Genomic DNA, 20,393 nt, shown 5'->3' on the forward strand with positions numbered 1-20,393 from the left:
GGATTGGGGCGCTGCTGGTCGGGCGGCTGCCGGCGGGGTGGCTGCTGCGGGGGTTGCCCCTCGGCGCGACGAGGCTGAGCTGCTGGACCGGGCTGCGGTGGGCTGGGCCTAGCTGCTGGACCGGGCTGGGGCGCTGGATCGGGTCGGCCGTGACGACTCGGCATCGATCGGTCGGGCGGCGTGCGCCTCGGCGGGGTCTGACCTGGAGGGGGTGCCTGACCTGGAGGCGGCGTGCGACCGGGAGGAGGCGTGCGACCGGGAGGCGGCGTGCGCCGGTCCGGCGCGCCGTGCCGTCCGTAGCGATCGTCGTCGTTCACGAATCGACTGTAGCTGTCGGCGCGGAAACAACATGGTTCCTCGCACACGCATTCAGGGGAGCCACGACAGATGTTCACGCAGGAGGGCATAGCCGACGAAGGCGACGATATCGATCAGAGCATGCGCGATCAGCAGCGGCCAGAGCCTGCCGGTGCGCTGCCAGTAGCGGCCGAAGACCAGCCCCATCAGGAAGTTTCCGACGCCTCCGCCCACCCCCTGATAGAGGTGGTAGCTCCCGCGCAGCAGCGCCGAACACAGCAGTGACTTGTTTTCACCGAGCCCGAGTCTGCGTAGCCGGGAGATCAGGTAGGCCACGACGATGATCTCCTCGGCACCGGAGTTGGCCAGCGCGTACAGGATCAGGGCCGGCACGCGCCACCAGTGGTCGTCGAGGGCGCTGGGAACGACGTTCAGATTGAAGCCGAGAGCGTTGCCGACGAGATACAGCGCCAGCCCGGGCAGCCCGATCAACGCCGCCAGTCCGACGCCGTGACCGAGGTCGATCTTCAGGCGCGGTCTGGCCAGTCCGATTGCCCGCGGTGCCAGGTCGGCTCGCCACAGCAGGTACAAACCCAGGCCGCCCCAGGCGCACAACCGCAGAATGCTGAGCAGTTGGAACAACAGATCGATCAGGCTGAAGCTCGACCGCGACGAGTTCAGTGCCACGGTCTGATCGGACAGTGCCGCGGTCTGTAGGGCGTCCTCGACGAGAGAGAGGATGCTGCTCATTCCGCTGAGGCCGAACGTCACCAGCAGCACGATCGCGATCTCGACCTTGATGGTCGTGCGCTCGCGAGCGTCGGGCAGGGGAGCCGTGCGCTCCGGCGGCGGTGGCGTCAACCAGCTCTTGAAGTCGATCACCGCACGAGTCTGCCTTGTTTGTCGAAACGTGCGTCAGCCGCGAGCGCGTAGGCCGTTCAGAAACGGGCAACCGGCGAGAACCCGCAGGGCCCGACTGAGCGAGAGGACGTCGTCGACGGGCTCGGCGAATCCCAGGCGGACGTCGTTGTCACCGCAGTCGCTCTCGATGCGCAGCCGAATTCCGTAGCGATCGATACCCAGCGGACGGATTCGACCCTGCCGCAGGGACGGCGGGAGGCGTCGGGACAGTTGGGCGAGCAGATCGGGATGGTCGGAATCGAGGTGCTCGAGCCAGCTCGTCTCCATCTCCCAGAACGGATCGGGTTCGGCCGCCAGCAGCGATTCGACGTCGACGGGTTCTGCGCCGGTGCTGTCCGCGACCACTGCGGAGCTCACGATCAGCCGCATCAGCGAGGTGGTGTGACCGACGTCGAGCAGGGCCGCGTGCGGGTGTTCTGCGGCCACGGCTCCGGCCATGGGACGCATCAGCGATTCCGGGACCGGACGCAGATCGCCGCGCAGCCACACCAGCGAACGCACCGGTTCGCGCAGTGCCAGTGGTGCGTGATCGGTGAGTTCGAGGACGGCTGGAATGCCCGCCCGCGAGGATTGCCAGGTGTTGGCGTCGTCGAGAGAGTCGGTGGGGACGGCCAGAATCATCTCGCCGTTCGGTCGCAGATGATGAAGGGACGTGACCACCGGGTCGCTGCCGTCGATGGCCAGGGCGGCACCCTCGGCGCGCATGCAGGCACTGCGCACGCGTTCGGCAGTGGACGGTCCGGTGGTGGTGGTTGCGCCGAGCATGGGCTCCTCCGATGCGATCGGGCCGGGCAAGAAGGTGAGGCATACCTAAGTAATGTGTCCCTAAGTTATACCGGTGTGGCGAGGATCGCAAGAGCATCCCGGGACTACGGTGAGGGCGTGCCGATTCCGTTGACCCTCGGTGTGCCACACCGACCCGACCCGAACGCACTCGTGCACGGGTTGCTGCTGCCGATCTGCTCCGATTCCGTCGAGCTCAACGCCGCACCGCGAGGGGCCGAGTACGGCCCGCCCGTGGTCCGAGCGTCGACTCTGCTCGCGATGACGGACACGGCCGATCTCGGGCGCATCGTGGTCCACCTCGACATCGACCCGGACGAACTCCGCGCGAGTTGGACCGGCGGCTACGAGGTGGTCCGATTCGACGTGGACGCCCCCGCGGAACATCTCGCCGATGCGCTCGCGCTGCGGTTGCCCTCGCCGCTGGTCGTCTTCCCGGTGTTCGACGCCATCGACGTGGCCGAGACCGCGGAGGCCGTCGTCTTCGCGCACCGGACTCCGGGCATCAGCGTCGCCGATACCCCGAGACGCATCGCCGACGTGCTCGCCGTGGTCTCCCATGCAGACGTGGGCCTGGTCGCCCGCGCCGACACCGGCGACGACGTCCTGGCGATCCTCGCTGCGACGGTGGCATCGCTGCGCGGAGACGACATCAGCGCTGCTCTGGCCGCCCCGAATGTCGCCGCGCTGCGGGCCTTGATTCCCGAGGCCGCCGAGGCGGTGCGTGAGGTGCTGCTCGGAATCGAGATCGCCGACGCCGTCGCTGCCCGCGAACGGCTCGTCGAGGTCGGTTTGATCGCTTCGTGGACGTCGACAACGTAACCTCGAGGCGTGCCTCGCATCGCTTATTTCGGCCCATCCGGAACGTTCACGGAGATGGCGCTGGCGCAGTTCGAAAAGCTCGGAACCATCGCCGCCGTCGGCCTGGACGGTGCCGTCGAGCGCGTGACGGCAGCGAGCCCGCCCGCGGCACTCGAGGCCGTGCGTTCGGGTAACGCCGACGCGGCAGTCGTTCCCATCGAGAGCTCGATCGAGGGCGCGGTACCGCCGACCCTCGACGCGTTGTCCGAGGGTCGCCGGTTGCAGATCGTCGCCGAGACCGAGATCGAGGTGGCCTTCACCATTCTCGGGGGCCCCGGCGTCACCCTGGATTCGGCCCGCACGATCAGCGCCTACCCCATCGCGCTCAATCAGGTGCGTCAGTGGTTGCAGGCCACCATGCCCGGCGCGGCAGTGCAGTCGGCCTCGTCGAATGCCGGTGCGGCAGAAGATGTTGCCGCCGGAATGGTCGACGCGGCGGTGTCGACACGGTTGGCCGGTGAGCGCCTGTCGCTGCCGACGTTGGCCGACGGCATCATCGACGTCGAGGGTGCGCGAACCCGCTTCGTACTGGTGACACCACCTCGGCCCGTTGCTCCCCGCACCGGTGCAGACCGCACCGCCGTGGTGTTGGAGCCGCCCAACGACCCGGGCACCCTGCCTGCGGCGTTGGCCGAGTTCGGGATTCGCAACATCGACCTGACGTTCATCGAATCACGCCCTACACGTTCGCAATTCGGCACGTACCGATTCTTCGTCGACTGCGCGGGCCATGTGGAGGATCCGCTCGTCGCCGAAGCACTGACGGCATTCCATCGCAAGATGCCGCTGCGGTTCCTCGGATCGTGGCCCATCGCAACGGGAACGGGTGGATCGGTGCCGCCGCCGATCGACGAGCACGTGCAGTGGCTCGACGATATTCGCGCCGGACGCGGTGATCTGTGATGGGCAAGCTGATTCTGGTGCGGCACGGTCAGACGAAAGCCAATGTTGCGAAGATGCTCGATACCGCGCCGCCCGGAGCCGAGTTGACCGAACTGGGTCACCAGCAAGCCGAAAGCTATGCCAGGACCTGGGTGGGGCACCCACCTGCCGTCCTCGTGTCTTCGATTGCGTTGCGCGCGAAGCAAACTGCCGGCTACATAGAGCGGGCAACCGGGGTTCCCCTCGTGGTGACCGAAGGAATTCAGGAGACCTACGCCGGAGATCTCGAAGACCGAGACGACCCCGCTGCGCACAAGGAGTTCACCGAGGTCTTCCATCGCTGGCACACCGGCGATCTGGCGGCGACAGTGCCGGGCGGAGACAGCGGGCATTCGGTGCTGGAGCGTTATGTGCCGGTGCTCGATGCGCTGCGCGCGCAGTACCTCGGCGACGACACTGCCGGCGATGTCGTCGTCGTAAGCCACGGTGCCGCCATCAGATTGGTCGCGGCCGTACTGGCCGGCGTCGACGGCACGTTCGCAGCCGACAACCATCTCGACAACACTCAGACGGTGGAACTGTTGCCGCTGCCCGGCGGGGGTTGGGCCTGCGGTAAGTGGGGCACATTCCTGCCGCCGTTCGAGGGCCAGGGCAGCGAGAAGGCCGACAACCCGATCAGCTGAGCCTGTCAGACCCTGTCTTCGTCACACCCTGTCTTCGTCAGACCCGGTGTTCCCGAGCCGACTCGATCAACTCGGTCAGCGCCGCCGTCACCTTGCGGTCCGTTGCCCCGGTCAATGAGCTCCAGGACGTGCCGTCGGCGGCCAGGGTGGAGGTGGCGACGATGCGTCCGGCTCGGGTATCGAACAGGGCGACGGGTCTACCGGCCACGTGCCGGGTGCCGTGTCTGGGCGCCACAGCCGTGATCTCGGTTCTGCCGGCGCACGTGGCCAAGACCGATGCCAGGGCCGACGCGCGGTCGTCGGCTATCCCGATGCGGCTGAGGCGGGAAGCGGTTGCTCCGACATCGCTCGGTGCGGCATCGAGGGCCTGCGCCAGCAATGCGGTGGGAGCGTTGACGATGCCGGGGTCGAACGGCGTAGCGGGACCGATCGTGACAGCGAGATCTCGGGCCGGGTCGCTGTGGATGACGCGGATGGTGACGACGTTCTCTCGCCGGACCGCAGAGACCGTGATCCGGTCGTCGGACGCAACGCAGATCCGGGTGGTGGGAGCCGGCTCGTCGCTCTCGACGTCGAACACTCGCGCCGAGACGTACCAGTGCGGTTGTTCGAGAACCCGCATCCACTGCTGCAGATCCTCGTGAACTCGGCCGCCGGTGATCAGGCCGACGTTGTCCAGTGCGTCTCGGCCACGACCGAGGGCGCGATCTCGGGCAGTGGCGTCGTCGAAGCGCGGAAATACGTCGAGGACGACGGGTAGTTCGGCGATGGACAGCTCGTCGACCAGGAAGTCCATCTCGTCCACACCGAGCGCGGCGTTCGGCAGTGTGTGGCCCACCGGCACGGTTCCCAAGTCGATCAACGGCCGTTTCCGCTGGTATCGGGTACAGGCAGGGCTGGATCCGCACCGATGACGGACGGTGCGACGGTACGGCCGTCGGCGAAGTGCTCGAACTGCTTGAGGTAGTCCGGGGTCTCGTGTTCGTCGTCCTCGGCCTGCCCGCGTGCGCCCGATGCGGGCGCACCCGCCGTGCCGGTTCCACGCTGTGCGAGGCCCCCGTCGGCGGCGGTGGGTGCGCCGAACGCGTTGGCAGGGCCGCTCTGGCCTGGACCGAAGAGCGTCGAACCGCCACCGGGAGGACTCGGCGCAGACCCGGGCATTCCGACACCGCCGAAGCCCCCGAGGCCGGCACCTCCTGCCCCGAACGAGACCGGACGCGTGGAGGCCGGGCCGACCGCGAGAGACGCCGAACCGTTGGACGCGAATCCGTGACCGCCGCCGACCCCGGATCCGCCGGACAGTGCCGTCGACCCGATGTTCGACGCGGCAGTGGCCACGGTGGACACGCCGGTACTGGCGATGGAGGTGGCAGCGCTACCGATCTGTCCGGCGGCTGCGGCCACTCCGGGATTCTGTGTTGCCGCCATCAGGCCGCCGATCGCAGCCTGAACGGGCGAGGTCATCACGGCGTTGGCGAACTTTCCGAGGCCGCTCCCGGAATCGGACACGATCGCAGGCGGATGATCGAAGGTGGTCTTGACGATGCGGTGCGAGTTGACCAGCTCGAATCCCTCCATCACCAGGGCTGCCCGTATGTCGAGCAACCGGTCTGCCACCTCGGCTGCCTCGTAGCTGCCGTTCAGCGCGCCGCCCGTGGAGGCAGCGGTGACCTTGGCGGCCTGCACGACGCCGATTTCCACCAGTGACGGCATGGTCGCGAGCGCCACGCCATAGGTGGTCCCGGCGGCCGGAGCCTCGACCGACAGCGCGGCCGCTTTCAATGCCGTTGCCCCGGTCCACGTTGCGAAACGTGCGAGCGCGGCCTGAGCGAGGAGGGCCGAATCGCCCTCCCACCCGGCGGTCAACGCCGCAGTGACCGCGGCGATACTCGCCGACGCCTCCGTGAACGCCGCAGCAACCGAACCCCACGCGCCGCCGGCGACGTGCAACGGCACCGGACCCGGCCCGAGCAGTCGGGTCGAATTTCCCGTTGCCGTGCGCGGCAGCCACACCACACCTGTCACTCCGAGCGTCATCCTCTAGCCCCCATGATGTTCGAGCCCTGCGTTTCTTGTGATGCTGTCGTTTCCTGTGGTGCGGTCGAGTTGTGGTGCAGTCGCGTTCGGTGCGAGCGTCAGATGCCGGGTAAACCGGGTAGGCCGCCCGCCGTGTCGTCGTCGGTGGCCACGTAGTCCGCGGCCTGCTTCCGTAGTTCCTCGGCGGCGCGGTGTAGCTCTGAAATGCCCTGTGCTGCAGCAGGTCCGAAGGTATCGGCCGCGGTGCCGAAGAATCGTTCGGTGAGTAGAGAGACCTCGTCGGTGCCGGGCGGTAGTGGCCGCACGGGAATCGCCGTCGCGGTGACGGCGGCCTGCAACCTGGCGGCGACCGCATCGAGCTCCGAAGCAGCGAGCTGCAGAGCCACCGGATCCACCTTGATGACGGTCATGAGCCATGCCCCCGATCGAAGAACTTCCACTGTCGGTAGGTAGGACGCCACCGTGCACGGTTTGGTTCCATCGATGCGAGAAATACTCAGATCGACTTCTCGGCCACCGAACCGATCGTCCACGCGCCGCCACGACGACTGACGGAAGTGCGGCTGAGCGGCGACACGTCGACCCGCCAGAACGACCGAACCGGAGCCGCCAACACCAGCACCACCACGGCCCGAATCACAGCGGGGGAGGTCACCGCCAGCGTGCGACCGGGAGTCGAACCGACATCTTCGAGCCACTTCTGCACGCGAGATAACAACGCGACCAGAGACTCGCCGCCCGGCGGCACGAACGCCGGATCGCTCAGCCACGCCATCGCGTCGGCGTCGGGCAGATCGGTCATCTCGAGACCGGACCACCGGCCGTAGGCGATGTCGGCCAACGCGGGCTCGACCGAGATGTCGGTGCCGAAGATCTGCGCCGTGGCCATCGATCGAGATTCCGGGCCGGACAGGACGCGGTCGGCTCGGGGAATGTCGGTCACCGCAGCAAGGTCTCGCATTCCCGAGTCGTCCAGCGGCTCGTCGCCCGGGAATCGGCCGGTGCGCATTGCGGCGGTTCTGGCGTGGCTCACCAATATCAGTCGGGTCACGGACGCAGGCACCGTGTCATTGTGGCGCAGCCAGGTGTCATTGTGGCGCAGGTGTTGTTCAAGCACCGAGCTGCGGTCGGTCAGGACAGCGATTGACACAACGTCGCGTTCGGTGCCACAGTTCGCAGGTTAGACGCGATGTACGCAGGTAATCCGGTGAAAATCCGGAACGGTTGCGCCACTGTGATCGACGTCGGGCATATGTCCGAATTCGAGAGCCAGAAAACTCGTACATCGCATGGCCGTCTCTTCTTTTCGGAAGGGACTACGGGACGCATATCCCAGGAGGACATCATGGCAATCACTCATTCCCCCAGTAATACGACGGAGTCGGCGGCCCTCGCCGTCATCGTCGCCGCGACGATCCTGCTCGCTTTCGTCGTGCTCTACCTGGTCGGCTTCGATCAGGGCGCAATCTCCCGCAGTGGCATGTACATGCACGAACTGATGCACGACGGCCGCCACCTGCTGGGTCTGCCATGCCACTGACCGACACCGCCCATCGCCCGACGCTGCAGGGAACGTTCGTTCAGTTGCTGCTACGAGGGCTGCTCGCCGGACTCGTCGCGGGTCTGCTCGCCGGAGCCGTCGCCTTCGTCGTGGGCGAACCGCACATCGACTCGGCCATCTCCATCGAGGAGGCAGCAGGCGAGGCACATCACGCCGACTCCGACACGACGGCGGCGCACTCGCACGGCGACGAGGATCCGCTCGTCAGTCGGGACGGACAACGCGTCGGACTGTTCCTCGCCACCGGACTCGCCGGCCTGGCACTCGGCGCGATCTTCGCGTCGGCACTGCACTATGCCCGACGCTTCAGCTCCCTCCCGGGCTCGATCCTCGCGCTCGTCGGAGCCGGTGCCGGGTGGTTGGCCATCGAAGCGGTGCCGTTCTTCAAGTACCCGGCCAATCCGCCGGCCGTCGGAGATCCGGAGACCATCACCCAGCGCACGTGGCTGTGGCTGGCATCGGTGATTCTCGGTCTGTTGGCCGTCGGAGTCGGAATCTATGTCGCGAAGGTCGTGGCATCGCAGCATTCGGTGGCAGTCCGCGTGGGCGCACCGATCGTGGCGTTCCTGGTGATCGTCGGCATCGGGTACGCACTGTTGCCCGAAATCAACGAGGTGGGCGCGGACTTCCCGGCAACCCTGCTGTGGGAATTCCGCCTGTCGTCACTGGCCACGCAGGCAACCCTGTGGCTGGCCCTGGGATTGGGCTTCGCGTTCCTCACCGATCGCGCAGTTCGACCTGTTCGCCGAGAGGCAGTTGCGGCGTAGCCCCAGCGCCGCGTCAATGGACCGTTGCATCGCCGAGACGTGTGCACAGTGCCATCGACGCTGTGCGGGTGGCCCGGTCGGTCCGGGTGAATGGACCATTGCACTGCTCAGACGCATGCAATGGTCCATTCACGCGTTGCGGGGGTGTGCGGGCGGGTGAGCGCGGGCGGGTGAGCGCGGGCGGGTGATCGAGTGCGCTCAGCCGAATCCCAGTTGATGCAGTCGCTCGTCGTCGATGCCGAAGTGATGTCCGATTTCGTGGGCCACGGTGATGGCGATTTCGCGTCGAGCCTCGGTTTCGTCGTCGACCATCTCGAGGATCGGCTTGCGGTAGATCGTGATGACGTCCGGTAGGTGTCCGCTGTACTCGTAACGCTCGGTGAGCGCGATGCCCTCGTACAACCCCAGGATGTCCTCGGTGGGGTGTTCCTCTTCGACGAGAACGACCACGTTGTTCATGAAGTCGGTGAGCTCGCGCGGCAGGGTGTCGAGGGCGTCGGACACGGCTTCCTCGAAGTCGACGCGGGTCATCTGGGTGGGGATGTCAGCCTCCGGTGGTGATCGGAGCAGCACCGGGCAGCGGAGTGGGCAGCGCGCGGCCGTCGGGAGCCGATGGCGGTGGGACAGGCGCAGCACCGTTGATGAGGATGTCGCCCTTCGCACTGCCGACGATGGTCGCGAATCCGCCGGAATCGAGTTCCTTGCCCACCGAACACGTCACCTGACGGCTACCGGCGAGCCAGCTCGCGACGTCGATGGTGTCCCAGAACAGGGTCAGCGTCTTGTCGCGCAGTGCCGTGTCCGAGCCGAGATAGCCGTTGACGGCGTCGGTGCAGGTGCCTTCCAGGTACGCGTCCTGATCGCCCTCCGACGGGTGGCCGCCGGGGAATTGCTGCGTCAGGTTGATCACCGAGGCGACCTCGAAGGCGTGCGGTGCCGAGCAGTCCACCGGATCCGCGGGCACGTTCTGATTGATACCGATGCACGTGCCCGTCGGCCAGACCTTGGACTGATCCTGCTCGAGGATCGAACCGGTCATCTCCAGCAGAGCTCCGGTGTTCGACGGCATCTGCACCCCGCAGCGCAGGGTCCGCTCGCCCTTGGCCCACCCGGCTTGGCTGGGGAACATCAGCCCGACGCCGAAGAGTCCGTTGGGATCGAACTTGGCACCGACGTAGTCGTCGACGGCGGCGGTGCAGTGTTCGTCACGCAGCTGACCGAACCGAATGGACCCGGGATACTGCGAACCGGGACCGAACTCGACGCCGGGGTAGACGCTCATGTCGACGTCGCGAGCGACCTCGAAGCGATGAGGATCGGCGCACGACACTTCGGCGAGATCCTGTCGGTCGGTCTCCGGATCGTCGGTGGGCGTCCACTGCAGGCACGTACCGGGATCGGCTGCGCCGAACGAGGATGCCGATACGGGTCCGTCGGTCACCGGACCACTGGTCGCCGAATGGGTGGTGATCTTCTCGGGTGCCGAGAACCCGTCGGAGAGGAACGCCGTCGCACCCGCGGCCAGCACTGCACCGACCGCAACCATGGCGAGCCCTCGTCGGGCGGTGGTTGCGGAGAGAGTTCGCCGATTCCGGCTCTCTGGGGGGTCTGTTTCGTTCGCGGACATCGCCTCCATCATGCCCGAGTATGTTCGGTCCTCATGAGCGACCCGACAGGTGACGACGACCTCAGCGAGCTGGCCGGCCGACTGTTCAGGATGGCGCGCACCGGCGATGCGGCCGGTTTGGCGAGCTACGTGGACGCGGGCGTTCCGGTGAATCTGCACAACGAGTCCGGGGACACGTTGGTCATGCTGGCCGCGTATCACGGGCATGCCGATGCGGTGCGCGTGCTGTTCGAGCGCGGTGCCGACGTGAACAAGCCCAACGACAAGGGGCAGACCCCACTCGCGGGTGCGGTCTTCAAAGGGGAGGACGACGTGGTGCGAGTTCTCGTCGACGGAGGAGCCGATCCGCACGGGGGTCACCCGTCGGCGATCGATGCCGCCACGATGTTCGGACGCGAGGACTACCTGGGGTTGCTCGGCAAGTAAGGTTCCCTCTCGTGATCGACCTGAAATTCCTTCGCGAAAATCCTGACGCCGTACGCGCCTCGCAGCGCACCAGAGGCGAGGACCCCGCCCTCGTCGACGCGCTTCTCGATGCCGACGCGTCCCGCCGGGCCGCCGTGCTCGCCGGAGATCAGCTGCGCGCCGAGCAGAAGGCATTGGGCAAGAAGGTCGGAAAGGCCTCCGCCGAGGATCGTCCCGCGCTGCTCGCCGGGGCGTCGGAACTGGCCGCCAAGGTCAAGGCCGCGCAGGCCGCCGAGGCCGAGGCCGACGCAGCTCTCGACACGGCACACCGCGCGATCTCCAACATCGTTCAGGACGGCACACCCGCAGGCGGTGAAGACGACTTCGTACTGCTCGAGACGGTCGGCGAGATCCCCGAGTTCGATTTCGAGCCGAAGGACCACCTCGAGCTCGGTGAGTCGCTCAACTTGATCGACATGGAACGCGGAGCAAAGGTCTCGGGCTCACGCTTCTACTTCATGACCGGCTACGGCGCGTTGCTGCAGCAGGGTCTGCTGCAGCTCGCCGCGCAGAAGGCCGTCAAGAACGGGTTCACCATGATGATCCCGCCGGTGCTCGTGCGGCCTGAGATCATGTCGGGAACCGGTTTCCTCGGTGCACACGCAGACGAGATCTACCGCCTCGAAGCCGACGATCTCTACCTCGTCGGAACCTCGGAAGTTGCTCTCGCGGGCTACCACTCGGGCGAGATCATCGACCTCGCCGACGGCCCCAAGCGCTACGCCGGTTGGTCGTCGTGCTTCCGCCGTGAAGCGGGCAGCTACGGCAAGGACACCCGCGGCATCATCCGCGTCCACCAGTTCGACAAGATCGAGATGTTCTCGTACATCAAGCCCGAGGACGCGGCCGCCGAACACCAGAAGCTCCTGGAGTACGAGAAGGAAATGCTCGCCGCGGTCGAGTTGCCGTACCGCGTCATCGACACCGCAGGCGGAGACCTCGGCTCATCGGCCGCGCGCAAATTCGACTGCGAAGCATGGGTTCCCACCCAGAAGGCATACCGCGAGCTGACCTCGACCTCGAACTGCACCACCTTCCAGGCCCGACGCCTCGGCGTTCGATACCGCGACGAGAACGGCAAGCCTCAGATCGCCGCGACCCTCAACGGCACCCTCGCCACCACGCGGTGGATCGTGGCAATCCTGGAGAACCACCAGCAGGCCGACGGCACCGTCCGGGTCCCGGAAGCCCTCGTGCCCTTCGTCGGGACCGACGTACTGCGCTAGTTGGGTCGTTCCGCAGGCTCCACTCCGGCGGTAGTAGTGCAGGCTCAGGCGATGTCGCCGATGCAGTAGCCCTCGCCGCCGACGGTCAGTACGAACGTCCGGTTCTGGTACGCCCCCGAGGCATCGATGATGTCGGCATTGACCTGCGTGTAGATGCCGTTCTGAGCCGTGACGAACACGCTGTCGGGATCGAACGAGGTAATGCTCGGCAGAATCGCCGGGTCCTGTGCCAGAGGTGGGGCAGTAGGTGACCCGGTGCCGTTCGGATCCCATGTGCCGCGACTCTCGCACACGAGTGGGTAGCGCTCCTCCACGTCGTCCCGGTTGACCGGAATGCCGGCGATGCGTCCCAGGTAGCGATCGACGGAATGGGCCGCGTCTGCCGCGTCGAACACGGGGGCGGTGCCGGTGGGGTAGACGGTAGGGCAGGCGTAGCCGGACGTGATCTCGCTGCGCTTGATGGCGACCGTCGCAGTGGGCCCGGTCCACGTCACCGCATACTGACCGTCGACGGCGGGAGCAGCCACAGCAGCGAGGATGGCACCGGTGTCGACATACATAGTCGGGATGTCGGTGGGCGGGACGGTCCAGCACTTTGCCGTCACGACACCTATGCCGCCGCCCGTGAGATCGTTGACGAACGGCCGCAGGGCCGCCGCGGCCGCGGGATTGCCGGGCGCTTCGCCGACGGGTGGACCCGGTGGGATGGGCGGGGGCATCGGGGTGGTGGCTGTGGTCGACGGCGATTCCTGGGTGGTCGACTCGTCGGCTGTGGACTCGACTGTGTTGCTCGGCGAGGCGGCCTGATCGGACGGGATCCCGACCGCGGAATCGCAGGCACCGACCAGTGCGATCGTCGCGATCAGCGGCAGCGCGGTTCGGCCGACTCGGCTGCGCCGCGGTCGTGCCGCTCTGTTCTTCACGTGTTTCTCTCCCCCATAGCTCTTCTACCGAACTGCGCACGACCCGACCGCACTCTGCCGCACCTTTCTCCGGCCCCGTCCACCGACTACGCTAACCGACTGTGGAACCCGTCTACCGATCAGTCATCGGCATCGCTCGCACCGTGTTCGCGTTCGAGGGCCTGAAGTTCGAGGTCGAGGGCGAGGAACACATCCCTGCTACCGGTGGCGCGGTCATCGCCGTCAACCACACCGGATACATGGACTTCACCTACGCCGGACTGCCACCGCGGCGAGTGAAGCGCTACATCCGCTTCATGGCCAAGAAGGAAGTCTTCGACAACAAGATCTCCGGCCCCATCATGCGTGCGCTGCGGCACATCCCCGTCGATCGTGGGGCAGGTGCCGAGTCCTACAAGTCGGCGGTGGAAAGTCTGCGCAACGGCGAACTCGTGGGCGTGTATCCCGAAGCCACCATCAGCCGAAGCTTCGAGATCAAGGAATTCAAGTCCGGTGCAGCGCGCATGGCCATCGAAGCCGGAGTCCCCATCATCCCGACGGTCATCTGGGGCGCGCAGCGCGTGTGGACCAAGGGCTACCCGAAGCGATTGGGCCGCACCAACACTCCGATCTCCATTGCCGTCGGTGAGCCGATTGCGCCGGTCGGACCGCCGAACGAGCTGACCGACAAGCTGCGCGCGTTGATGCAGAAGATGCTCCTCGAACTGCAGGAGAACTATCACCACGAGCCCGGTGCCTACTGGGTGCCGGCCCGACTCGGCGGTAGTGCGCCAACCCTGGAGGAAGCCGACAAGCTCGACGCCCAGGACCTGGCGGCACGTGCGGCCAAGCGCGCCGAGTAGCACTGTGCGATGAACCTCCGCGGTGAACGGGTCGTGCTACGGCCCGTCGCCGCCGAGGATGTGCCGGAGCTGCGCCGAATTCTGCACACCCCCGAGGTGTACATGCGGTGGGGCGACGAGGATGCCGACGAGAACTGGCCGTTCGACAACCCTGAAGAGAACCGCATGGTTGTCGAATTGGATGGTGCGCCAGTCGGATTGATTCAGTACGGCGAGGAGACCGACCTGATGTACCGGCATGCGTCGATCGACATCTTCTTGGATCCGGCGGTGCACGGCCGCGGGGCCGGAAAGGATGCTGTGGGGACGCTCGTGCGTTACCTGACGGTCGATCTGGGACACCACCGCCTGGTGATCGATCCGGCTGCCGACAACGAGGTGGCGATTGCGTGTTACAGGGCAGTCGGTTTCGAGCCGGTCGGGATCATGCGCAAATACGAGAAGGGTCCCGACGGCTGGCACGACAGTCTGCTGATGGACCTGATCGTCGAGTAGCTATCGGCCGTTTGCCGGAGTGGAGCCCGCGGAACGACCCGTGAGGCCAGGAAGTGACAGGCGAAATCTCGCGCCCGTAGGCCCTGCGGCACAGACCAGTTCACCGTTGTGTGCGCGAGCGAGCGTCCGTGCGATCGAGAGCCCGAGCCCGACGCCGCCGGAGGAGCGATCGCGTGCGGAGTTCAGCCTGACGAGCCGCTCGAAGATGCGCTCACGGTCTGCTTCTGGGACACCGGGCCCTTCGTCGTCGACGGTGACGACAGCCTCGTTGCCCACTGAATTCACGGCGACAGTGATACTGCCGCCTCTGGGCGTGAAACGACTGGCGTTGTCGAGCACGTTGGACAGAATCTGCTCGATGCGGCCTACGTCCACCCGAACCGGAACCGGTTGTGCCGCATCGATATCGAACTGAATGTGCGGAGTGAGCAGAGCTGCTCTCTCCACCGTGCGGCGGGTGAGGTCTGCGAGGTCGGAATCTGTCAGCTCGAGGTCCGAAGTATTCTCTGCGCGAACGGAATCGAGCATGTCGGATACAAGACGCGATGCTCTGGCGGATTCGCCGACCAGCAACTCGCTCCAGCGTGCGACTCGATCGGGGCGTTGCTCGGCATCGCGCTGCAGCGACTGCGCCAACGCCGAGATACCGGCGACCGGTGTGCGCAGCTCGTGTGCGGCATCGGCCAAGAACCGGCGCATGTCCTCCTCGGCGAGCTTGGCTGTGCGTGCGGCCGAGGCCTCGCGTCGTTCAGCGTCCTCGAGGGCGTCGAGCATCTCGTCCACGGCCGATGCCGTACGGCCGAGGTCGGTGTTCGGTTTGGTGGGGAGCAGGCGTCTACCCCTGTCGCCGTTGGTGATTCGGCGTGCCACCGAGGTCATGGAGTCCAGTGGAGACAGTGCGCGCCGCACGGCAACCGTCAAAGCAGCGGCGGCCAGTAGCAGTGTGACGGCTCCCGCCCCCAGCATCAGGATCCGGAGTTGACGCCGAACGTCGGCGATCGCGGTGGTATCACCGAGGAGCGACAGTGTCGAACCGTCGGGCAGGGGTTTCGTGATCTCCAGCGAATCCGAAGGTGGGGCAGGCGGATCGGGCGGTCCCGGGGGAGTGGGAGCATTCGACGGGCCGGACGGAGGGTTGGGTCCCGCGGGCCGATCGTCCTGCGCGGGCGGCTCGCTACCGGGTGCCCCGTACACCGTGCCGTCCGCAGCGGTGACGCGAACTCTGATGGCGTCACCCTGAAGGGCCTGCACCAGATCCTCGGATCCGACGCCGCTCTCCACGAGCTCGACGGCACGGGTTGACCGGTCCGACAACCGTGCTTCCAAGTCTCGCCGAAGCTGTTGACCGAGAACCACATCCACCGAAGAGCCGACGATCACCAGCAACACCGCGAACAACACGATGACGGTGGCGACCACCCGCATTCGCAGCGAGGGGGTCGGCGTGCGTTTCACTGCGGAGCCCGCAATGCATAACCGAGGCCCCGGACGGTATGGATCAACCGCGGCCCATGGGCTTCCATCTTGCGACGCAACGCGCTGATGTGAACTTCCACCAGGTTGCCGTCGTACGCGCCGTAGCCCCAAACCGATTCGAGGATGGACGTTTTGGAGACCGTGCGTCCGCGCTGCGCGACCAAGAACGTGGCCAAGCGAAGTTCCGTCGCCGTCAGATCGAGAACCTGACCCGCCCGAGTCACAACTCCGGCAGGCTCGTCGACCAGTAGATCGCCGACCTGGACTGCGTCGGACGACCGACCGCGGCGGCGCAACACGGATTTTGCGCGGGCTACCACCTCGTCGAGCTGAAATGGCTTGACCACATAGTCGTCGGCACCGTCACTCAGTCCGCGCAGTCGGTCGGCCAGCTGATCCTTTGCGGTGACCATGATGATGCCCGCGTCGGTGCTCTGCCGGACCACGTCGATGAGAGCGAAACCGTCTCGCGCACCGGGCAGCATGACGTCGAGAATTACCACATCGGGCCGGAAGCCTGCCATCGTGGTCTCGAAATCGTCCCCGTCGGGCAGAGACGCAGCGGTGAAGCCCGCGTCCTCGAACGCGGCCACCAGCGCTTCCCGGATGGGCAACGAGTCCTCCACCACCATCACCCGGGGAGCGGAACTGTATGTCATGCCTCGATTGTCACCCACGAGCTGAAGTGATCCTGAAGATGCGCCCGGCTTCAGGGTGACTTCAGCTAGCGACGGCAATGTCGGTGACAGAACGAAACGAACGAGACAGTCCGAAACAAGGAGTGAACGTGAACGATCAGACTCAGCCGATTCCCGCCGCATCGAACCCCGAGCCCGCACCGAGTGCCGAGACCGACCCGACTCGGGCGAACAAGCCGAAGCGTTGGAAGGGACGGGTACCGCTGGCAGCGACCGCAGCAGCGGGTCTGGCCGTCGGAGCCCTGGTGACGGCGGCAGTGTTCGCAGCCACCGGCCCCGACGTTTCGCCTGGCGTGTCCACGGTGGCGTCGTCGTCCGCCCTCGGACAGCGAACCGATGGTGGTGGCGGATCGGACGCATCCACCACACCGGCAGCCCCGGAGTCCACCGACGGTTCGACGGCCCCCGCACCGGCCGACGGTGCAACACCGCCGGCCCCGGGTGACGGCGCAACTCCTCCTGCTCCGCCCGCTGGCGGTCCGGGCAAGGGTGGCCCAGCTGAGGGCGGTCCGGGTAAGGGTGGACCGGGCGCAGGTGGCCCGGGTGGTGCTGTGTGTGCACCGGAAGACGGCGCCACGCCACCTGCTCCGCCCGCCGAAGGTGATGGTGCGACTCCGCCCGCACCGCCGGCAGCTCCCGCTGATGGCGCGACACCTCCGGCTCCCGCTGATGGTGCGACCCCTCCGGCTCCCGCTGATGGTGCGACCCCTCCGGCTCCCGCTGATGGTGCGACTCCGCCTGCACCGCCGGCAGCTCCCTCGGGTTCCTGAGCTCAACCTCCTCCAGCCCCGCACCGTGTTCTCGGTGCGGGGCTGGTTCCGTGTGTGGGTGGTTATGTGATGTGGGGGCCGGCTCGGGCGTGGGATTGTCTGGGTTGTCGGTACGGGTCGACGGTGGCTGGTGGGATGAACCACGGGTGGTTGTCGGTGCCGATGAACACTTCCCAGTCACTGCGGTGGATCAGTCGGTGGTGGAATCCGCACAGTAGGACGAGGTTGTTCATGTCGGTGGGTCCGCCGTCGGTCCAGTGCCAGATGTGGTGGCCTTCGGTCCAGGCTGCGGGTTTTCCGCAGCCAGGGAAGGCGCACCCGTGGTCGCGGGCGGTGAGGGCGCGTTTCTGTTTGGCGGTGACGGTGCGGGCGGTGCGGGCGAGGTTGATCGGGGAGCCGTTCTCGTCCATGACGATGGCGGTGAGAAGACAGTCGCAGGCCAGTTGGCGGGACGTCTCGCGGGAGAGTGGTCCCATCCACGGCAGCCACCCGACGGTGGTGCCGTCGCCGAACAGGTCCCGATACGCGCCACGATCGGCGGTAGCTGGCCGGCTGTTGTTGTCGGATTCGGTTGCGGTGCTGCCATTCTCAGAGTCAGAGTCGCTGTCGGCGTTCATGGTGCTGCGGAGGTCGGTGAGATCGCGGAGGCTGATGTGCAGGTTGACGTGCGGCTTCTCCCCGCCTTCGGTGGGTCGGTTGCTGGAGGCGAGGTAGCGGTCGAGGATGTGTCCGAACGCCTCGGCGCGGCGTAGGGCGGGGCTGCGGTCGTCTTGGGTGCCGTCGGCGGCGGGGCGGGGTTCGGTCAACGGCGAGAGCGCGGCGAGGAGTTTTTCTCCGGTGACAGCATCGAAGTCGGCTTTGAGCACCAATCGCCCGTTCAAGGTTTTCGAGGCGAAGAGTTCGTTGCGGTCGGTGTCCTCGGGGGGTGGTTTCTTGCTGCCGAAGGTGTCCTCGAGTTTGGTGATCGCTTCGCGGATGCGGCCGGCGCGCGCTTGTGGTCCGGTCGCAGCCTTGATCATGGCGGCGCGGGCGATGTCCTGGCCTTCTTGGGGGAGGTGCTTCGGTGGTGTTTCGGCGAAGGCGAGGATCAGAGCGGCATGGTCGACGGACATGACGCCTGTGTTCACGGCGTCGGCGATGTCGGGGAAGTTCTTCAGTCCGCGTGCGAGGGCGACGATTTTGGTGGCTTTGCTGGGGCTGAGCAGGGTGGTGGAGGTGAGCCAGCCGGCAGGGCCGGGGAAGCCGAGCTTTTCGCGGGAGACGCGGGTGTCGATCTCGCCTACGAGGGCGATACGTCGGGCTTCCATCAACTGGATTCGGTGGGAGACATCAGCAGCGTCGGCGAGGAGTTCTGCCTCGCTCAGTTGCCAGATCTCCGTGGTCATGGGTTAAGTGTATCGAACGTGCGTTCGGCTGGCAATGATAGTCGAATCGAAAACTATTGCCCTGCACAAGGATTCGTGAGATCAAACTTGTCGGTGGCCCGTGGTATCGACCCGCCACGCAGTCGTACACGTGCGATCTATCGCCCTTGCGGCTTACCCACACGCTTTCGGCGGTCGATCGCTGAAGCTTGCGTCATCGAACGGTCTGCTCCAGATCTCGGACTCTGCTGCATCACAAACCGCCAATCCGTAGCCGGGGAGTCGTCGGCAAAAGATGTCCGGATAGATTCTTCGGTACGACTGGAATCCATGGGAGTCTCCGTCTCGAACGAACTCGTAGGTCAATCCGTCATATCGTCGGAAGAGCTTGGATCAGCTGCTCGCGCAACTGTTTCCAGCTCGGATCGGTATTGCGCCCACCACGCTGCATCGCCGTCGGTCATGTTCTCGTTGCCGAGGCGCAGTCCAACGGAGTTGTCGATCAATTCGCGCAGTATGTCTGCGTGTCCGGCATGTCGATTCGTTTCGATACACATATGCACCAGCACGCGATGCAACGTGACTTCTTGCTTCTCCAACGGCCAGTGCAGGACGCGTCCGACTGTGTCCAGGTCGTGTGAATCGATGGTCTTGTCGGCATACGTCCAGGCCTCGCGGTACAAGGCGATTATGGATTCGGATGACTCATCGGCCGTGGCCCACATGTCTGCATTGAGGCGGGCCGTGGCCGATGCCTCCAGCTCCGCGAAACGAGGTGGGAACTCGCGGCCGAACGTGAGTCCGAAGTAGCCGTACTCGACGATCGCCAGGTGTTTGACGAGACCCAAGAGATTCGTTCCGGTCGCCGTCATCGGCCGACGCTTCTGGTATTCGGTCAGGCCGTCGAGTTTCCACACCATGTTCTGGCGTGCGATGCGAAGGTACTGGTGCAGATCGTCTTTCATCGGTATCAGTTCATCGATGCGTGCCACACGAGGGCGGCAGCCAATGCGCCGAGTCCGTTCAACGACCAGTGCAGGGCAATGGGTGCGATGAGACTTCCGCTGCGGCTGCGCAGCCACGTGAAGACCACGCCCGCCGCGGCCGTTGCAATGACAGCCAGTCCGATGCCGACGATCTGCCCGAACAGGCCACCGCCGAGGAACCCACTGAGGCCGACGTTGCCCGCCGTCAGGCCCAGCGAGGACGCGATATGCCACAGTCCGAACAGCAGCGATCCTGCCGCGAACACGCCCCGTGCGCCGTAGATCCGGCCCAGCGTTCCGTGCAGAACCCCGCGGAACGCGAGCTCTTCCGGGATTACGGTCTGCAGTGGAATGACGATCATCGACGCGACCACCGCGGCCGAGACGGTCGCATACCGATCGGCCATGAAGAACGGGCGGGTCAACGGCAGCAACGCGCCGATCGCGACGACCGTGAGGACGATTCCGACGGCTCCCAGCGCGTACAGCGAACCCGTCTTCCACTGTTTCGGTGACAGGCCCAATTCGGCCCAGCCCAGGCCACGTCGGTTCGAGAGAACGACCAACAGAACTGCGGCGATAGGAACCGTCGCGATACTGGCCCACGCCGTGGTGAAGTGCGCGATGAGGTTGGTGCCCACGAGTACGAGCACAACGATGGCGACGTCGAGGTAAGCGTGGAAGGCACGTCTTGGTGCCACGCTTCCGGCCGGGTCAACAGCAAGCATT

At 66.1% G+C, this 20,393-nt stretch carries 24 protein-coding genes and 1 riboswitch; of the genes, 10 read left to right on the forward strand and 14 right to left on the reverse strand.

From position 1 onward, the window contains the following. Positions 1-369: 369 nt before the first annotated feature. Together CH294_RS10560 and CH294_RS10565 are read right to left on the reverse strand one after the other, a co-directional pair. Complete coding sequence (locus tag CH294_RS10560; protein ID WP_170944682.1) at positions 370-1,176, reverse strand: type II CAAX endopeptidase family protein; 807 nt, start codon at positions 1,174-1,176, stop codon at positions 370-372. Between the two features lie 36 nt (positions 1,177-1,212). Then, positions 1,213-1,983, reverse strand: coding sequence for a DUF2470 domain-containing protein (locus tag CH294_RS10565; RefSeq protein ID WP_032381051.1), 771 nt, complete (start codon positions 1,981-1,983; stop codon positions 1,213-1,215). 117 nt (positions 1,984-2,100) lie between these two features. Here CH294_RS10565 and CH294_RS10570 point away from each other — a divergent pair, with 117 nt between their 5' ends. Genes CH294_RS10570 through CH294_RS10580 form a run of 3 tightly spaced genes read left to right on the forward strand, consistent with a single transcriptional unit; the run spans position 2,101 to position 4,427 of the window. After that, positions 2,101-2,823 (forward strand): hypothetical protein, encoded by a 723-nt coding sequence (locus tag CH294_RS10570; protein ID WP_094737894.1) that lies wholly within the window; start codon positions 2,101-2,103, stop codon positions 2,821-2,823. 9 nt (positions 2,824-2,832) lie between these two features. After that, the gene (gene pheA, locus CH294_RS10575; protein ID WP_032401436.1) at positions 2,833-3,765 is read left to right on the forward strand and encodes a prephenate dehydratase; all 933 of its coding nucleotides are present in this window, start codon (positions 2,833-2,835) and stop codon (positions 3,763-3,765) included. Next, complete coding sequence (locus CH294_RS10580) at positions 3,762-4,427, forward strand: histidine phosphatase family protein (RefSeq protein WP_032401435.1); 666 nt, start codon at positions 3,762-3,764, stop codon at positions 4,425-4,427. The genes pheA and CH294_RS10580 overlap by 4 nt, the downstream gene beginning before the upstream one ends. A 37-nt stretch (positions 4,428-4,464) precedes the next feature. Here the strand turns inward: CH294_RS10580 and CH294_RS10585 are convergent, their stop codons facing one another. The 4 genes from CH294_RS10585 to CH294_RS10600 form a co-directional block, all read right to left on the reverse strand. Beyond that, positions 4,465-5,289 carry an ESX secretion-associated protein EspG gene (locus CH294_RS10585; protein WP_094737895.1) on the reverse strand — a complete coding sequence of 275 codons (825 nt, stop codon included), beginning with the start codon at positions 5,287-5,289 and terminating at the stop codon, positions 4,465-4,467. Next, positions 5,286-6,464, reverse strand: a complete 1,179-nt coding sequence (locus CH294_RS10590; RefSeq protein ID WP_249305220.1) for a PPE domain-containing protein — start codon at positions 6,462-6,464, stop codon at positions 5,286-5,288. Before CH294_RS10590 ends, CH294_RS10585 begins: the two co-directional genes overlap by 4 nt. A 98-nt stretch (positions 6,465-6,562) precedes the next feature. Next, entirely contained in the window at positions 6,563-6,874 is a 312-nt protein-coding gene (locus CH294_RS10595; protein ID WP_032381057.1) for a PE family protein, read from the reverse strand. Positions 6,875-6,960: 86 nt separating this feature from the next. After that, on the reverse strand, positions 6,961-7,527 hold the full coding sequence (locus tag CH294_RS10600; RefSeq protein ID WP_249305221.1) for a histidine phosphatase family protein: 567 nt from the start codon (positions 7,525-7,527) through the stop codon (positions 6,961-6,963). An 80-nt stretch (positions 7,528-7,607) separates the two neighbouring features. Further along, positions 7,608-7,763, forward strand: a riboswitch (cobalamin riboswitch). Between the two features lie 46 nt (positions 7,764-7,809). On the opposite strand from CH294_RS10600, the gene CH294_RS10605 reads away from it, so the two are divergent. Continuing rightward, positions 7,810-8,004 (forward strand): CbtB domain-containing protein, encoded by a 195-nt coding sequence (locus CH294_RS10605; RefSeq protein WP_032381168.1) that lies wholly within the window; start codon positions 7,810-7,812, stop codon positions 8,002-8,004. Further along, positions 7,995-8,792, forward strand: a complete 798-nt coding sequence (locus tag CH294_RS10610) for a CbtA family protein (RefSeq protein WP_032401430.1) — start codon at positions 7,995-7,997, stop codon at positions 8,790-8,792. The genes CH294_RS10605 and CH294_RS10610 overlap by 10 nt, the downstream gene beginning before the upstream one ends. Positions 8,793-8,990: 198 nt before the next feature. Here CH294_RS10610 and CH294_RS10615 read toward each other — a convergent pair whose 3' ends face one another. Both CH294_RS10615 and CH294_RS10620 read right to left on the reverse strand, forming a co-directional pair. Further along, positions 8,991-9,323 (reverse strand): metallopeptidase family protein, encoded by a 333-nt coding sequence (locus tag CH294_RS10615; RefSeq protein ID WP_080734486.1) that lies wholly within the window; start codon positions 9,321-9,323, stop codon positions 8,991-8,993. Between the two features lie 13 nt (positions 9,324-9,336). Next, complete coding sequence (locus CH294_RS10620) at positions 9,337-10,428, reverse strand: septum formation family protein (RefSeq protein WP_094737896.1); 1,092 nt, start codon at positions 10,426-10,428, stop codon at positions 9,337-9,339. A 24-nt stretch (positions 10,429-10,452) separates the two neighbouring features. Between CH294_RS10620 and CH294_RS10625 the strand changes: the two genes are divergently transcribed. Continuing rightward, positions 10,453-10,845, forward strand: coding sequence for an ankyrin repeat domain-containing protein (locus CH294_RS10625; RefSeq protein ID WP_094737897.1), 393 nt, complete (start codon positions 10,453-10,455; stop codon positions 10,843-10,845). 11 nt (positions 10,846-10,856) lie between these two features. Continuing rightward, positions 10,857-12,110, forward strand: a complete 1,254-nt coding sequence (serS, locus tag CH294_RS10630) for a serine--tRNA ligase (RefSeq protein ID WP_094737898.1) — start codon at positions 10,857-10,859, stop codon at positions 12,108-12,110. Between the two features lie 44 nt (positions 12,111-12,154). Here the strand turns inward: serS and CH294_RS10635 are convergent, their stop codons facing one another. Beyond that, complete coding sequence (locus CH294_RS10635) at positions 12,155-13,033, reverse strand: hypothetical protein (protein ID WP_094737899.1); 879 nt, start codon at positions 13,031-13,033, stop codon at positions 12,155-12,157. A gap of 101 nt (positions 13,034-13,134) precedes the next feature. On the opposite strand from CH294_RS10635, the gene CH294_RS10640 reads away from it, so the two are divergent. Both CH294_RS10640 and CH294_RS10645 read left to right on the forward strand, forming a co-directional pair. Then, positions 13,135-13,875 (forward strand): lysophospholipid acyltransferase family protein, encoded by a 741-nt coding sequence (locus CH294_RS10640; protein WP_094737900.1) that lies wholly within the window; start codon positions 13,135-13,137, stop codon positions 13,873-13,875. Between the two features lie 9 nt (positions 13,876-13,884). Beyond that, positions 13,885-14,370, forward strand: coding sequence for a GNAT family protein (locus CH294_RS10645; protein ID WP_094737901.1), 486 nt, complete (start codon positions 13,885-13,887; stop codon positions 14,368-14,370). On the opposite strand, the gene CH294_RS10650 is transcribed toward CH294_RS10645, so the two are convergent. Continuing rightward, positions 14,371-15,825 (reverse strand): HAMP domain-containing sensor histidine kinase, encoded by a 1,455-nt coding sequence (locus CH294_RS10650; protein WP_249305223.1) that lies wholly within the window; start codon positions 15,823-15,825, stop codon positions 14,371-14,373. Further along, a complete protein-coding gene (locus CH294_RS10655; protein WP_052058601.1) occupies positions 15,822-16,505 on the reverse strand; it encodes a response regulator transcription factor in 684 nt (227 codons plus the stop codon). The genes CH294_RS10650 and CH294_RS10655 overlap by 4 nt, the downstream gene beginning before the upstream one ends. 128 nt (positions 16,506-16,633) lie before the next feature. On the opposite strand from CH294_RS10655, the gene CH294_RS27215 reads away from it, so the two are divergent. Beyond that, positions 16,634-17,314 carry a hypothetical protein gene (locus CH294_RS27215; RefSeq protein ID WP_141216484.1) on the forward strand — a complete coding sequence of 227 codons (681 nt, stop codon included), beginning with the start codon at positions 16,634-16,636 and terminating at the stop codon, positions 17,312-17,314. Positions 17,315-17,376: 62 nt separating this feature from the next. On the opposite strand, the gene CH294_RS10670 is transcribed toward CH294_RS27215, so the two are convergent. The 3 genes from CH294_RS10670 to CH294_RS10680 form a co-directional block, all read right to left on the reverse strand. Next, positions 17,377-18,699 carry an HNH endonuclease signature motif containing protein gene (locus CH294_RS10670; RefSeq protein WP_094737904.1) on the reverse strand — a complete coding sequence of 441 codons (1,323 nt, stop codon included), beginning with the start codon at positions 18,697-18,699 and terminating at the stop codon, positions 17,377-17,379. 341 nt (positions 18,700-19,040) lie between these two features. Then, on the reverse strand, positions 19,041-19,643 hold the full coding sequence (locus CH294_RS10675; RefSeq protein WP_094703522.1) for a DinB family protein: 603 nt from the start codon (positions 19,641-19,643) through the stop codon (positions 19,041-19,043). A 5-nt stretch (positions 19,644-19,648) separates the two neighbouring features. Further along, a complete protein-coding gene (locus CH294_RS10680) occupies positions 19,649-20,392 on the reverse strand; it encodes a type II CAAX endopeptidase family protein (RefSeq protein ID WP_037152802.1) in 744 nt (247 codons plus the stop codon). Between the last annotated feature and the right edge of the window lies 1 nt (position 20,393).

This window comes from Rhodococcus sp. 14-2483-1-1 (assembly GCF_002259335.1).
Taxonomy (GTDB): Bacteria; Actinomycetota; Actinomycetes; order Mycobacteriales; family Mycobacteriaceae; genus Rhodococcoides.

Bases quoted from the DNA above. Each gene is read 5' to 3' on its own strand.
- CH294_RS10620 (WP_094737896.1), bottom strand. From the start codon at position 10,428: ATGGAGGCGATGTCCGCGAACGAAACAGACCCCCCAGAGAGCCGGAAT.
- CH294_RS10645 (WP_094737901.1), top strand. From the start codon at position 13,885: ATGAACCTCCGCGGTGAACGGGTCGTGCTACGGCCCGTCGCCGCCGAG.
- CH294_RS10680 (WP_037152802.1), bottom strand. From the start codon at position 20,392: ATGCTTGCTGTTGACCCGGCCGGAAGCGTGGCACCAAGACGTGCCTTC.
- CH294_RS10565 (WP_032381051.1), bottom strand. From the start codon at position 1,983: ATGCTCGGCGCAACCACCACCACCGGACCGTCCACTGCCGAACGCGTG.
- CH294_RS10615 (WP_080734486.1), bottom strand. From the start codon at position 9,323: ATGACCCGCGTCGACTTCGAGGAAGCCGTGTCCGACGCCCTCGACACC.
- CH294_RS10675 (WP_094703522.1), bottom strand. From the start codon at position 19,643: ATGAAAGACGATCTGCACCAGTACCTTCGCATCGCACGCCAGAACATG.
- CH294_RS10590 (WP_249305220.1), bottom strand. From the start codon at position 6,464: ATGACGCTCGGAGTGACAGGTGTGGTGTGGCTGCCGCGCACGGCAACG.
- CH294_RS10605 (WP_032381168.1), top strand. From the start codon at position 7,810: ATGGCAATCACTCATTCCCCCAGTAATACGACGGAGTCGGCGGCCCTC.
- CH294_RS10610 (WP_032401430.1), top strand. From the start codon at position 7,995: ATGCCACTGACCGACACCGCCCATCGCCCGACGCTGCAGGGAACGTTC.
- CH294_RS10655 (WP_052058601.1), bottom strand. From the start codon at position 16,505: ATGACATACAGTTCCGCTCCCCGGGTGATGGTGGTGGAGGACTCGTTG.
- CH294_RS10595 (WP_032381057.1), bottom strand. From the start codon at position 6,874: ATGACCGTCATCAAGGTGGATCCGGTGGCTCTGCAGCTCGCTGCTTCG.
- CH294_RS10670 (WP_094737904.1), bottom strand. From the start codon at position 18,699: ATGACCACGGAGATCTGGCAACTGAGCGAGGCAGAACTCCTCGCCGAC.
- CH294_RS10625 (WP_094737897.1), top strand. From the start codon at position 10,453: ATGAGCGACCCGACAGGTGACGACGACCTCAGCGAGCTGGCCGGCCGA.